Source organism: Enterobacter sp. R4-368 (genome assembly GCF_000410515.1).
Lineage (GTDB): Bacteria > Pseudomonadota > Gammaproteobacteria > Enterobacterales > Enterobacteriaceae > Kosakonia.
Genome location: NC_021500.1, coordinates 1966798 through 1978641, shown reverse-complemented (window position 1 = coordinate 1978641; position 11844 = coordinate 1966798). Strand labels below are relative to the sequence as shown.

Below are 11844 nucleotides of genomic sequence, written 5' to 3'. Positions count from 1 at the left end.
GGGGATAAATGAGCGCGGGAAGCCCAAAATTAACCGTAAGCCGTGTTGCGGCATTATCACTGGTTTCACTTTGGCTGGCAGGGTGTTCAAATTCCACTAATGCTCCGGCCCCGGTTAGTTCCGTTGGCGGCATGAAGAGCGCCAGCAGTAATAATTCCAGTTCCGGTATGTTAATCACGCCGCCGCCAAAACTTGGCACGTCCGCGCAGCAACCGCAGATTCAGCCGGTACAGCGTCCTGCCGTTCAGCCGACGCAGATCCAGCCCGTCGCACAGCAGCCCGTTCAGACGGTGAACGGCCATATCGTCTATAACCGCCAGTATGGCAATATTCCTAAAGGCAGCTACACCGGCGGTAGCACCTACACCGTTAAACGTGGTGATACGCTGTTTTATATCGCGTGGATCACCGGGAACGATTTCCGTGACCTCGCGCAGCGTAATCACGTTGCCGCGCCGTATAGTCTGGAAGTCGGACAAACATTGCAGGTTGGCAATGCATCCGGTACGCCAATCACTGGTGGTAACGCCATAACTCAGGCTGATGCTTCTGCGCAAGGAATCGTCTCAAAACCTGCACAAAATTCAACCGTAGTGGTTGCTTCGAAACCGACAATTACGTATTCTGAAGATTCAGGTGAACAAAGTGCTAACAAAATGTTGCCGAACAATAAGCCTGCGACTATCGTCACAGCGCCTGTTACGGCTCCTTCTGTAAGCTCAACCGAACCGACTGCCAGCAGTACCTCAACCAGCTCGCCAATTGCTTCATGGCGCTGGCCGACTGATGGCAACGTTATCGACAACTTCTCTGCGACCGAAGGTGGCAACAAAGGCGTCGATATTGCGGGCAGTAAAGGGCAGGCTATCGTCGCGACCGCAGATGGGCGCGTTGTATATGCCGGTAACGCACTGCGCGGTTACGGTAATTTGATCATCATAAAACATAACGATGATTACCTGAGTGCCTACGCCCATAACGACACAATGCTGGTCCGGGAACAACAAGAAGTTAAGGCGGGGCAGAAAATCGCTACCATGGGTAGCACCGGAACCAGTTCTACACGCTTGCATTTTGAAATTCGTTACAAGGGGAAATCCGTAAACCCGCTGCGTTATTTGCCGCAGCGATAAATCGGTGCAAAGTGAATGAAGTGCTCCCCATTTGAGTCGTTGCAGCGTGCGCAGATGCCGCTGCAGCCGGCAAAATGAGTAGTCTTCAGGTGCTTTGCCCAGGGATCACGGGTAGGAGCCACCTTATGAGTCAGAATACGCTGAAAGTTCATGATTTAAATGAAGACGCGGAATTTGATGAGAACGGAGTAGAGGCTTTTGATGAGAAAGCCTTAGTAGAAGAGGAACCCAGTGATAACGACCTGGCTGAAGAGGAGCTGTTGTCGCAGGGTGCAACCCAGCGTGTTTTGGACGCGACTCAGCTGTACCTTGGGGAAATTGGGTACTCCCCGCTCTTAACGGCCGAAGAAGAAGTTTATTTCGCACGCCGTGCGCTACGTGGTGATGTAGCCTCTCGCCGTCGCATGATCGAAAGTAACCTGCGTCTGGTGGTGAAAATTGCCCGTCGTTATAGCAATCGTGGTCTGGCGCTGTTGGATCTGATTGAAGAGGGTAACCTGGGGCTGATCCGCGCCGTTGAGAAATTTGACCCTGAACGTGGGTTCCGTTTCTCAACGTATGCCACCTGGTGGATCCGTCAGACCATTGAACGGGCAATCATGAATCAAACCCGTACGATTCGTCTGCCAATCCACATTGTTAAAGAGCTGAACGTCTATCTGCGTACTGCTCGCGAGTTGTCCCATAAACTGGACCACGAGCCGAGCGCGGAAGAGATTGCCGAACAGCTGGATAAACCTGTTGATGATGTCAGCCGTATGCTGCGTCTCAACGAGCGCATTACCTCAGTTGATACGCCGCTGGGCGGTGATTCTGAAAAAGCGCTGCTGGATATCCTGGCCGATGAGAAAGACAACGGTCCGGAAGACACCACGCAAGACGATGATATGAAACAAAGCATCGTTAAATGGCTGTTCGAACTGAACGCCAAACAGCGTGAAGTGCTGGCGCGTCGTTTCGGTCTGCTGGGTTATGAAGCTGCAACACTGGAAGATGTGGGCCGCGAAATTGGTCTCACTCGTGAACGTGTTCGCCAGATTCAGGTTGAAGGTCTGCGTCGTCTGCGTGAAATCCTGCAAACGCAAGGGCTGAATATCGAAGCGCTGTTCCGCGAATAAGCACCATTTCACGACAAAAAGGCCGCTCGCAGATGACGCGGCCTTTTTTCTTTGTTCTCAATCCACCGTCACGCTGCCTGCGCCGTTTCATGCAAATGACGCCACAACACGCGTCCTTGCTGAAATTGAAACACCACTGTCGACCAGCGCACATGCTCACCCTGCGTTTCCCGGTAGCCTATTACCGCGCCATCCTCCCACTCCGCCAGCGGTTCGATGTTATCTACCACGATCTTCAGCCCTGCTCGACTACCGCGCTGCGCCTGGAAAAAACCGGCAAGGGCCGCGTAGTCCAGAGATGCACCGGAAAGCGTCACCATGGAAAAGTTTCCGGCAAAGCGCGCCATCAATGCCTCCAGCTCGCCTTCACCCCGGCTGAGCCAGTTTTCGATGGCGATATGCGCGTCAATAATTTCAGTAATATAGGCTTTCATGGTTTCTCCTGATGCAGATAGTGCAGAGTTTGTTGGTTATTTAGTCGCAGGGCGGCCACCAGCGGTAACAAGGAAAAGGCGGCAGCGGTAATAAATGTGCCGCGCCAGGCCAGCAAAGGGGAAAACAGATGCTGTAACGCGCTCAACACGCATGCCAGCAAGGTTGTCCCGAGGAAGAAGCTCAGTTGCCGGTTAAGATTCCACAGCGCGCTGGCATCGGGCATCTCATGATGGGGAATCGTCAAAAAGGCACTGCTCTGCGCGGTGCTGCTGCACAAACTCCCACCCGCGCCCATCAACGTAAATGCTGCGGTAACGACGCTGACAGGCGTCTCTGGCGTAACGCCCGTCAGCATCAGCATCCCGACAGCCTGCAATAAACAGCCGGTGATAATTAATGGTCGTGGGCCAAGGCGGTTGAAATACCGGCCGCTAAAACAGATCGCGGCGAAAGACGCCAGCGACCACGGGATCATTAACGCGCCGGTCATTGCTGGCGACATCCCGGCGATGCGCTGCAAATAAAACATGCCCACCACACTCACACCGATGAACATCCCCGGCACACAGAGATAAATCAGCATGGCGAAGCGCAGCAGTGAATTGCGCAGTAAGGGTAAATGCAGCAGGCGCGACGACCCGCCTGCCACAGGCTCGTCTTTTAGCCACAGGCTCGCGAGCAGCAACGTTAGCAGCGCAACAGGCAGCGTGGCGAAGAATATCCAGCGCCAGCTAAAAGACTGTACCAGCACGCCACCGATCGCGGGCGAACAGGCGGGAGCCAGCAGTGCGACCAGCATCACGGCGGAAGAGACTTTGGCGCGTTCATGAGGCTCAAATTGTTGCCAGGTTAACGCTTGTCCCACCGGGATCAGCAGCCCGCCGCCTGTGCCTTGCAGCACGCGCCAGAAAATCAGGCTGCCAGCGGAGTTAGCGCAACCTGCCGCCATCGCCGCTGCGCTAAATACAACCAGTGAAAAGATAAAGACGCGTCGAGCGCCAAAACGTCTGGTTAGCCGGGCGCTAAACGGGATTGCCAGCGTTAAACCGGCGATATAGCCGTTGCTGACCCATGCCAGCGCAGAAACCGACGCCTGCAAGCTAACCGCCATCGCCGGAAACGCTACGCTGGCAATAAACATGTTGATTAAGTCGAGAAAAAAGCCCAGCAGATAAACCACCGCGACCTTGTTGCGATACATCATTTTCTGCCCTCCTGTGTGGAGGCGTAATGTAGCGGGGCCATGGCGCGGGATAAACGGCGCGCCGGGCGATATACTGTCAAAATTATTTTTACAATGATGGAACCCCGATGCTCAATTTATCGCGTATGGCTATCTTTGTTGCCGTGGTCGATACCGGCAGTTTCACCGCGGCTGCTGTTGCACTTGGGCAAACCAAAGCGGTGGTCAGCTTTAATATCCGCCAGCTTGAAAATGAGCTCGGCGTAACCTTGCTGCTGCGCTCAACGCGACGGCTAACGCTAACCGATGCGGGGCGTGTGTTTTATCAGCGCGGCGTTGAGTTGCTCAATGCCGCAGAGTCCTTGCAAGATGACGTCCGGGCAAGCCACGTAGGTTTATGCGGTGAGCTGCGGATCACCAGCACGCCGGAGTATGGCGCACAGGTTGTGGTTCCGGTGCTGGCGGCGTTCGGTCAGGATCATCCCGGTTTACGCATCCGCCATGTGGCCTCGTCTCAGCATAATGATTTGATTTCAGAACGTTTTGATGTGGCGATCCGCTTAGGATCGCTGGCGGATTCGCGCTACCACGCCGCGCTGATTTCACGCTTCGCGATTGTGCCAGTGGCGACGCCCGAATGGCTGCGCGCCCATCCTGTGACCTCGCTGCAATCGCTGGCGCAGGCGGAGTGGATCATTCATGAGCGCTTAAACACACCGCTGCGCTGGCAGGTTACCGCTGCCAGCGGGCGCAGCGAAACGCTGGAAATCACCACGCCAGCGCGGTTATCCGCCGATAGCGCGCAGGCATTAATGGCATTCGCGCTGGCCGGTTGCGGTGTGGCGTTGTTACCGCTATGGCTGGTGCAAACGGCGCTGGACAGTCACCGGCTTGTTCATCTGTTGCCGGAATACCGCTTCGCGCAGCAGGGGGTTTATGCCGTGTACGCGGATGCGCAGCATCAGCCGGCCAAAGTCCGCGCGTTTGTGGATTTTTTGCGTGCTCGTCTCGCTTAGTGCTGCCCCGGCTTTTTAGCTCATCAGGCACACTTAAACGACTTGAAAATGTGGCATCCAGAGGCTGTGCGGAAAACAGATCGGCACCGTTAATAAAGTGCGAGACACCCTATGACCATCCAGGCGAGTGATTACCGACAAAAGGCGGCTGAATGCATGGTCATCGCGAACCGCTGCGCCGTTGCACAAGCGTGTTTTGCATGACACAGGTAAGGTTTGATACTGAACCGGAGATGTCGGCGTGGCTGGCGAATAAGGGAAAATCCCTCTCCGAGCGGGAGAGGGAAGAGGGGTTACAGCAGATTTTTCAGACGGTAGATCCACTCCAGTGCCTGGCGCGGCGTTAAGCTGTCTGGATCGAGGTTTTCCAGCGCTTCAACCGCCGGATTTGTCTCTTCCGGTGCCGCCAGCAGTGACATTTGCGTGCCGTCGATCTGCGTGGCTGCCGCGCTCGGCGACAGGCTTTCCAGCTCGCGCAATTTACCGCGCGCGCGCTTGATCACTTCTTTGGGCACCCCCGCCAGCGCGGCGACCGCCAGGCCGTAGCTCTTACTGGCAGCGCCATCCTGCACGCTGTGCATAAAGGCGATGGTATCGCCGTGCTCCAGCGCATCGAGATGCACATTCGCCACGCCTTCCATTTTTTCCGGCAGTTGCGTCAGCTCGAAATAGTGGGTGGCAAACAGCGTCAGCGCTTTGATCTTATTCGCCAGATTTTCCGCACACGCCCACGCCAGCGACAGGCCATCGTACGTTGATGTCCCGCGGCCAATTTCGTCCATCAGCACCAGGCTGTTTTCCGTGGCGTTATGCAGGATGTTAGCGGTTTCGGTCATCTCCACCATAAACGTGGAACGCCCGCTGGCCAGATCATCCGCCGCGCCGACGCGGGTAAAGATGCGATCGATTGGCCCGATCTCCACCTTTTGTGCCGGAACAAAGCTGCCGATATAGGCCAGCAAAACAATCAGCGCGGTCTGGCGCATATAAGTACTTTTACCGCCCATATTCGGGCCGGTAATGATCAACATCCGGCGCTGCGGTGACAGGTTCAGCGGGTTGGCGATAAACGGCTCTTTCAGCACTTGCTCCACCACCGGATGGCGGCCTTCGCTAATGCGAATGCCCGGTTTTTCGCTGAAGGTCGGGCAGCAGTAATTCAGGGTATAAGCACGCTCCGCCAGGTTGACCAGCACATCCAGCTCGGCCAGCGCGGCGGCGCTCTGCTGCAAATCCGCCAGATGCGGCATCAGCAGATCAAACAGTTCGTCATACAGCTGTTTTTCCAGCGCCAGCGCTTTGCCTTTGGAGGTCAGAACTTTGTCTTCGTACTCTTTCAGTTCCGGAATAATGTAGCGCTCAGCGTTTTTCAGGGTCTGACGGCGCACATAGTGAATCGGTGCCAGGTGGCTCTGCCCACGGCTGATCTGAATGAAATAGCCGTGCACCGCGTTATACCCCACTTTCAGCGTATCCAGCCCCAGCCGCTCACGTTCGCGGATCTCGAGGCGGTCGAGATAATCGGTCGCGCCATCTGCCAGCCCGCGCCACTCATCCAGCTCAGCGTTATAGCCCGGCGCAATCACGCCGCCGTCGCGCACCAGCACCGGTGGCGCTTCAATGATGGCGCGCTCCAGCAGTTCGCGTAACTCGACAAATTCGCCCATTTTTTCACGCAGTGCCTGTACCGGTGCGCTGTCGATATCCGCCAGTTGGCTGCGCAGTTCCGGTAATTGCTGAAAAGCGTAACGCATGCGTGCCAGATCGCGTGGACGGGCAGTGCGCAGCGCCAGACGCGCCAGAATACGCTCCAGATCGCCCACCTGACGCAGCACCGGTTGCAGCTCACTGGTGTGTTCCTGCAACGCGCTGATGGTTTGCTGGCGCTCGGTCAGCACTTTCGTATCGCGCACCGGCATATGTAGCCAGCGTTTGAGCATACGGCTGCCCATCGGCGTAACGGTGCAGTCGAGCACTGAGGCCAGCGTGTTCTCGACACCGCCCGCCAGGTTCTGGGTTATCTCCAGATTTCGGCGCGTCGCCGCATCCATAATGATGGTGTCCTGCTGGCGCTCCATGGTGATGGAGCGAATATGCGGCAGGGCGGTACGCTGCGTGTCTTTCACATATTGCAGCAGGCAACCGGCGGCGCACAGACCGCGCGGTGCGTTCTCTACGCCAAAACCGACCAGGTCCCGCGTGCCGAACTGCATATTTAATTGCTGGCGCGCGGTGTCAATTTCGAACTCCCACAGCGGGCGGCGGCGCAAACCACGACGGCCTTCAATCAACGCGGTTTCCGCGAAATCTTCCGCATAGAGCAATTCCGCCGGATTGGTGCGTTGCAGTTCGGCGGCCATGGTGTCGCGATCCGCTGGTTCGCTAACGCGAAAACGTCCGGAACTGATATCCAGCGTCGCATAGCCAAAGCCTTTGCTGTCCTGCCAGACGGCGGCGAGCAGGTTGTCCTGGCGCTCCTGCAACAGCGCTTCATCGCTGATGGTGCCAGGTGTGACAATGCGCACCACTTTGCGTTCCACCGGCCCTTTGCTGGTGGCGGGATCACCGATCTGCTCGCAAATCGCCACCGATTCACCCAGGCTCACCAGCTTCGCCAGATAGTTTTCCACCGCATGATGCGGCACACCCGCCATCGGGATCGGCTCACCGGCAGACGCACCGCGTTTGGTCAGTGAAATATCCATCAGTTGCGAGGCGCGTTTGGCGTCGTCGTAAAACAGCTCGTAGAAGTCGCCCATACGGTAGAACAGCAGAATATCCGGGTGCTGTGCTTTCAGTTTCAGATACTGCTGCATCATTGGGGTATGGGCGTCGAAATTCTCTAGTGTACTCATCAGCTTATGATGTCCATTTTCTTAAATTTTAATGAGTTAGTGATGTTTGTTGTTCTCATTGAGTTTCACTTTATCTCATTGGATCTCATGAAATCCTACATTTCGCTTCATAAAGGCGTGGGGAGCATGATAACGGAGTCTGTATGGCAGGAAAACAAGAGGCAAAGCCACTGTCGTTTAAAGGGATAGAAATGATGAAACCAGGTGACAAAGATAACGCGGATATTGGCGAAAATCGTGATTTACGTGTCGCCAGCCGTACGCTATGTATCCCACCCAGGCAGATCTTGCGCTTTTAGCTCTCTGTCCAGTTCATGCCATAACTTTTTCGTTATCCGCGGCGCATAGCGATCGACTGGAAAGCATCACTCATGCTATGAGCGGGAAGCGACTATTCGCGCATATTTTCATAAGACTGAACTGACCTCAGCAGCGAAACCCGCTATCAGCAATTTACAAAGCTAAGTAACCTGTTTTTATGCCAGTGGGTGGGGCTTATGGCGTTTGCGGTGTTTACAGGCTCTGGAGGATGGTTTTTCAGATAGCGTGACGCTTTACAACCAGGGATATCCGCAAACGTCACCGCAAGAGAACCAATAATCGATTCAGGCATTAAAAAATGCTGATGACAGACAGGAGAAACGATAGATCCCACCCGGAGTGGAATCTATCCCCGTGAGATTAAATCGACTGCCCGCCGGAAACTTCAATGCGCTGTCCAGTGACCCATCGATTGTCCTCACCCAACAGGCTGGCAATCATTGGACCGATATCATCAGGCAGTCCCACGCGACCCAGCGCAGTCATGCCTGCAAAGGCTTTGTTGTAATCGGGAATGTCACGTACAGCGCCTCCCAGGAAGTCCGTTTCGATAGCACCTGGCGCAATGGCATTGACGGTAATGCCGCGGCTGCCCAACTCTTTAGCCATATAAACGGTGAGCACTTCCACCGCGCCTTTAGCCGCCGAGTAGGCCGAGAACCCAGGGAATGACACCCGCGTCAGACCCGATGAGAAATTGATGATCCGTCCGCCATCGGCCAGGATCGGCAGAAGTGACTGCGTCAGGAAAAATACGCCTTTCACGTGGACATCAAAAAGCGCGTCAAACTGCTCTTCTGTGGTATTCACGAAGTCGGCCATTTCACCATGCCCGGCGTTATTGATCAGATGGTCGAACGTATCGCGCCCCCAGGTGTCTTTCAATGCTGCGCTGACGGCGGCCACGAAATCGCGAAAGGAGGACACGTCGCGCATGTCCAGTTGAAGGGTAATCGCCTTACGACCAAGGGACTGGATATCAGCCGCCACGGCGTCCGCAGCTTCTTTACCATTACGATAGGTGATGATCGCATCGCCGCCATGGCGGGCAATGTTCAGTGCAGTATTACGACCAAGGCCCCGACTGGCACCGGTCACAAGAGAAATGGTTGTCATAAAATATCTCCTGATATGTGGAGATAAAATACTATCCATCACAGCGCATTTTAGGTTGCCCGATAATCGCGAAAACTTGCCTGATAATTTTGAATTTTCTCTTCAGTCAGAACTGCACTAAGATTAGCGCACGCTCAAATTACATTTATTAGCCTAAAAATATGACGGCGATGACCCGATTACCTGAAGAATGCGTCTCTGGCACAGATGAGTCTGACGGAGCAAAGACGACGGCGACGCTCCTGCGGGTGGCGCGGAAATATGCCGACGCGCACCTCAATAAAGACGGTGTGGCAACAACCCCCATTCCGGGGGTGTTTATCTTAAGCGAAGCCGCACCTTCCTTGTTGCAGTTCGCTATTACTAAGCCGCTGGTCGCACTTGTGCTGCAAGGGCGCAAGCGCGTGACGATGGGCAGTCATACGTTCGATTTCGGCGCGGGGGAGTCTTTGCTGGTTACTATGGATGTGCCGACAGTCAGCCAGGTTATCACCGCCAGCGCTGCCGCCCCATATTATTCACTGGTCGTGGAACTTGACGCCGCTGTGATTACCGAACTGGTTGGCGATATGGAAAAACTGGAGGTAATGCCGGATGTGCCTGTAAGGGTTGACCAGATCGAAGAGGACGTTGCAGACGCTGCGTTGCACCTGCTGAAATTGCTCGACAGACCGCACGCGTTGAAAATGCTGGGTCGCCAGTTAGTGCGCGAGTTGCATTACTGGCTGCTGTCCGGCCGCTATGGCAAATCTATGCGCGCTCTGGGAAATATTGATAGCCATGCCCGTCGGATCGCCCGGGCTATCGAGATTATCCGGACTAAGTATGATCAGCCGTTGCGAATCAAAACACTGGCCGATGCATCGGGGATGAGTATTTCGGTATTTCACACGCATTTTCGCAACGTCACGACGCTCACTCCACTGCAATTTCAAAAACAGTTGCGTCTGGTTGAAGCTCGCAGACGTATGCTTGCGCAAGGCGCTGCGATCAGCACCGCTGCCCACGGTGTGGGCTATGAGAGCGTGACGCAGTTTACACGTGAATATTCGCGCATGTTCGGTCAGCCACCGGCTCGCAGTATCCGTGAAGCGCGCAAAAGTGAGTAGTCGGTACTGCCCGTTGAACCTACGGGTGACAGTAGCCCGGCTTTAACAGGCGGCATCGTTTTCACGGCACGCCTCTGCACCCGCAGCTTATTCAGGCATCATCAGGAATAACCGCTTTCGCCTGCCATTTCCGGCAGGCTTAAAATAAGTGCTGGTGTTTAATGAAATATCCCAACCCTTGCCATACTGCCTGACAGCATCATCCTTCCCCGGCAGCCATTTACAAGGCACCCAGTTGTTTCATCAGGGTCAGATTATCTTCAAGATGCCAGTTCGCGATAATTTTATTGTTCCTGACCTGATAGATATCCGTCGCGATAAAATCCACCTGTTGGCCTTTACCTTTCAGTTTGCCGAAGGTTCCCGTGAAATGTCCGCGGAAATGAAGGTGCGATACGACTCGATCGCCTGCAACGATCATCTGCTCAACCTCGCAACGCAGATCCGGGACGGCGGTGCGGAAGGCGCGGGAAGCCAGAAGCGCGCCTTCCGGTCCCTGTTTGCGGCCTTCAGGCGGTGTATTATCGACAAAATTATCGGCCAGCGCCTCACGGGCCAGGGCTTCATCGCCGGTATCCCAGAATGTTGCGTAACGCCTTGCGACGGTTTCAAGTGCAGCTACGTGGGCGGATGATAAGTGGCTTTCCGCAATCAATTCATGGGGTTTCACCAGCTCAAGCGGTGCAGAAAACACAGCGCTGGTCACAGGAAGCAGCATAAGCGTCGCCAGCCGGAAAGAGTAAAACCTTAACTTATTCATAAAAGATCCTTTATTTAGCCTCAGAGAAACAGGTGATTCGGGCGCATTTCAGCCGCCCGCAGATAAACGTGAGGTTTAGTTAATTAGCGCGCCGCCTTCGATATCCAGCAGGGTTCCGGTGACAAAGGGATTGTCCATCACGAACAGATAGCCTTTTGCGATGTCCTCTGCCCGCCCGAAGGCTTTTGCCGGCAGATTTTCAGCGGCAGACAGCAACATTTTTTCGCGGGCAGCAGGCTCCATGCCTGCATGCGCCTCGGTATCTGTCAGCCCCGGGCTCACCGCATTTACGCGCAGCGGAGAAAGCTCTTTCGCCAGCACCTTAACGGCTGACTCCAGAGCCGCGTTCATGGTGGTTTTGACGATAGCGCCCGCAACAGTGCGGCGGGAAACAAAGCCGCTGGTCAGCGTCAGGGTGCCCCGGGCGTGGATATTTTTACTCAGATGCCTGGCAACATGGATGCTACCCCAGAATTTGGTGTCGAAAGCCAGCCGGGCCTCGTTCAGATTCAGTGATGTGAGCACCCCGCCTGGTGCATGCGATCCCGCCGTCACAATAATGTTATCTACCTCTCCGAGCGTCTGGCTAAGCTGGATCACCTCCTCCTCTTTGCTGATATCAAGGACGACAGTATCCACAGATGCGCTTTTCTGGCTCAGCAACTCTCTGGCTCGCGCCAGCTTTTCACTATTCCTGCCGGCAAGGATCAGGCTTCCTCCCTGTTCAGCCAGCGCACGGGCCACAGCAAAGCCAATACCGGAAGCCCCACCGATGATTAATGTTTTTTTCGCCATCAC

The 11844-nt window shown here is 55.1% G+C and carries 11 protein-coding genes; 5 read left to right on the top strand and 6 right to left on the bottom strand.

The features are described 5' to 3' along the window. Nucleotides 1–59 precede the first annotated feature (59 nt). On the top strand, nucleotides 60–1133 hold the full coding sequence (gene nlpD / locus H650_RS09320; RefSeq protein WP_233500430.1) for a murein hydrolase activator NlpD: 1074 nt from the start codon (nucleotides 60–62) through the stop codon (nucleotides 1131–1133). A gap of 125 nt (nucleotides 1134–1258) precedes the next feature. Continuing rightward, nucleotides 1259–2251: an RNA polymerase sigma factor RpoS gene (gene rpoS, locus H650_RS09315; protein WP_002442472.1), complete on the top strand. Its 993-nt coding sequence runs from the start codon at nucleotides 1259–1261 to the stop codon at nucleotides 2249–2251. A 68-nt stretch (nucleotides 2252–2319) separates the two neighbouring features. On the opposite strand, the gene H650_RS09310 is transcribed toward rpoS, so the two are convergent. Then, on the bottom strand, nucleotides 2320–2685 hold the full coding sequence (locus H650_RS09310; RefSeq protein ID WP_020455024.1) for a hypothetical protein: 366 nt from the start codon (nucleotides 2683–2685) through the stop codon (nucleotides 2320–2322). Beyond that, on the bottom strand, nucleotides 2682–3890 hold the full coding sequence (locus tag H650_RS09305) for an MFS transporter (protein WP_020455023.1): 1209 nt from the start codon (nucleotides 3888–3890) through the stop codon (nucleotides 2682–2684). The genes H650_RS09310 and H650_RS09305 overlap by 4 nt, the downstream gene beginning before the upstream one ends. 107 nt (nucleotides 3891–3997) lie before the next feature. Here H650_RS09305 and H650_RS09300 point away from each other — a divergent pair, with 107 nt between their 5' ends. Further along, nucleotides 3998–4885 (top strand): LysR family transcriptional regulator, encoded by an 888-nt coding sequence (locus tag H650_RS09300; RefSeq protein WP_020455022.1) that lies wholly within the window; start codon nucleotides 3998–4000, stop codon nucleotides 4883–4885. 293 nt (nucleotides 4886–5178) lie between these two features. Here H650_RS09300 and mutS read toward each other — a convergent pair whose 3' ends face one another. After that, nucleotides 5179–7740: a DNA mismatch repair protein MutS gene (gene mutS / locus H650_RS09295; RefSeq protein WP_044489472.1), complete on the bottom strand. Its 2562-nt coding sequence runs from the start codon at nucleotides 7738–7740 to the stop codon at nucleotides 5179–5181. 143 nt (nucleotides 7741–7883) lie between these two features. Between mutS and H650_RS09290 the strand changes: the two genes are divergently transcribed. Beyond that, on the top strand, nucleotides 7884–8039 hold the full coding sequence (locus H650_RS09290; protein WP_071925222.1) for an integrase: 156 nt from the start codon (nucleotides 7884–7886) through the stop codon (nucleotides 8037–8039). Between the two features lie 382 nt (nucleotides 8040–8421). On the opposite strand, the gene H650_RS09285 is transcribed toward H650_RS09290, so the two are convergent. Further along, entirely contained in the window at nucleotides 8422–9177 is a 756-nt protein-coding gene (locus H650_RS09285) for an SDR family NAD(P)-dependent oxidoreductase (protein ID WP_020455018.1), read from the bottom strand. A 248-nt stretch (nucleotides 9178–9425) separates the two neighbouring features. Here H650_RS09285 and H650_RS09280 point away from each other — a divergent pair, with 248 nt between their 5' ends. Beyond that, complete coding sequence (locus tag H650_RS09280) at nucleotides 9426–10286, top strand: AraC family transcriptional regulator (protein ID WP_020455017.1); 861 nt, start codon at nucleotides 9426–9428, stop codon at nucleotides 10284–10286. A gap of 220 nt (nucleotides 10287–10506) precedes the next feature. Here H650_RS09280 and H650_RS09275 read toward each other — a convergent pair whose 3' ends face one another. Together H650_RS09275 and H650_RS09270 are read right to left on the bottom strand one after the other, a co-directional pair. Then, nucleotides 10507–11046 carry an ester cyclase gene (locus H650_RS09275; protein ID WP_020455016.1) on the bottom strand — a complete coding sequence of 180 codons (540 nt, stop codon included), beginning with the start codon at nucleotides 11044–11046 and terminating at the stop codon, nucleotides 10507–10509. A 75-nt stretch (nucleotides 11047–11121) separates the two neighbouring features. Beyond that, entirely contained in the window at nucleotides 11122–11841 is a 720-nt protein-coding gene (locus tag H650_RS09270) for an SDR family oxidoreductase (RefSeq protein ID WP_020455015.1), read from the bottom strand. Nucleotides 11842–11844 lie beyond the last annotated feature (3 nt).

Excerpts from the sequence above, each read along its gene's own strand:
- mutS (WP_044489472.1), bottom strand. The coding sequence starts at position 7,740 with ATGAGTACACTAGAGAATTTCGACGCCCATACCCCAATGATGCAGCAG.
- H650_RS09300 (WP_020455022.1), top strand. The coding sequence starts at position 3,998 with ATGCTCAATTTATCGCGTATGGCTATCTTTGTTGCCGTGGTCGATACC.
- H650_RS09270 (WP_020455015.1), bottom strand. The coding sequence starts at position 11,841 with ATGGCGAAAAAAACATTAATCATCGGTGGGGCTTCCGGTATTGGCTTT.
- H650_RS09310 (WP_020455024.1), bottom strand. The coding sequence starts at position 2,685 with ATGAAAGCCTATATTACTGAAATTATTGACGCGCATATCGCCATCGAA.
- H650_RS09305 (WP_020455023.1), bottom strand. The coding sequence starts at position 3,890 with ATGATGTATCGCAACAAGGTCGCGGTGGTTTATCTGCTGGGCTTTTTT.
- rpoS (WP_002442472.1), top strand. The coding sequence starts at position 1,259 with ATGAGTCAGAATACGCTGAAAGTTCATGATTTAAATGAAGACGCGGAA.
- H650_RS09285 (WP_020455018.1), bottom strand. The coding sequence starts at position 9,177 with ATGACAACCATTTCTCTTGTGACCGGTGCCAGTCGGGGCCTTGGTCGT.
- H650_RS09290 (WP_071925222.1), top strand. The coding sequence starts at position 7,884 with ATGGCAGGAAAACAAGAGGCAAAGCCACTGTCGTTTAAAGGGATAGAA.
- H650_RS09275 (WP_020455016.1), bottom strand. The coding sequence starts at position 11,046 with ATGAATAAGTTAAGGTTTTACTCTTTCCGGCTGGCGACGCTTATGCTG.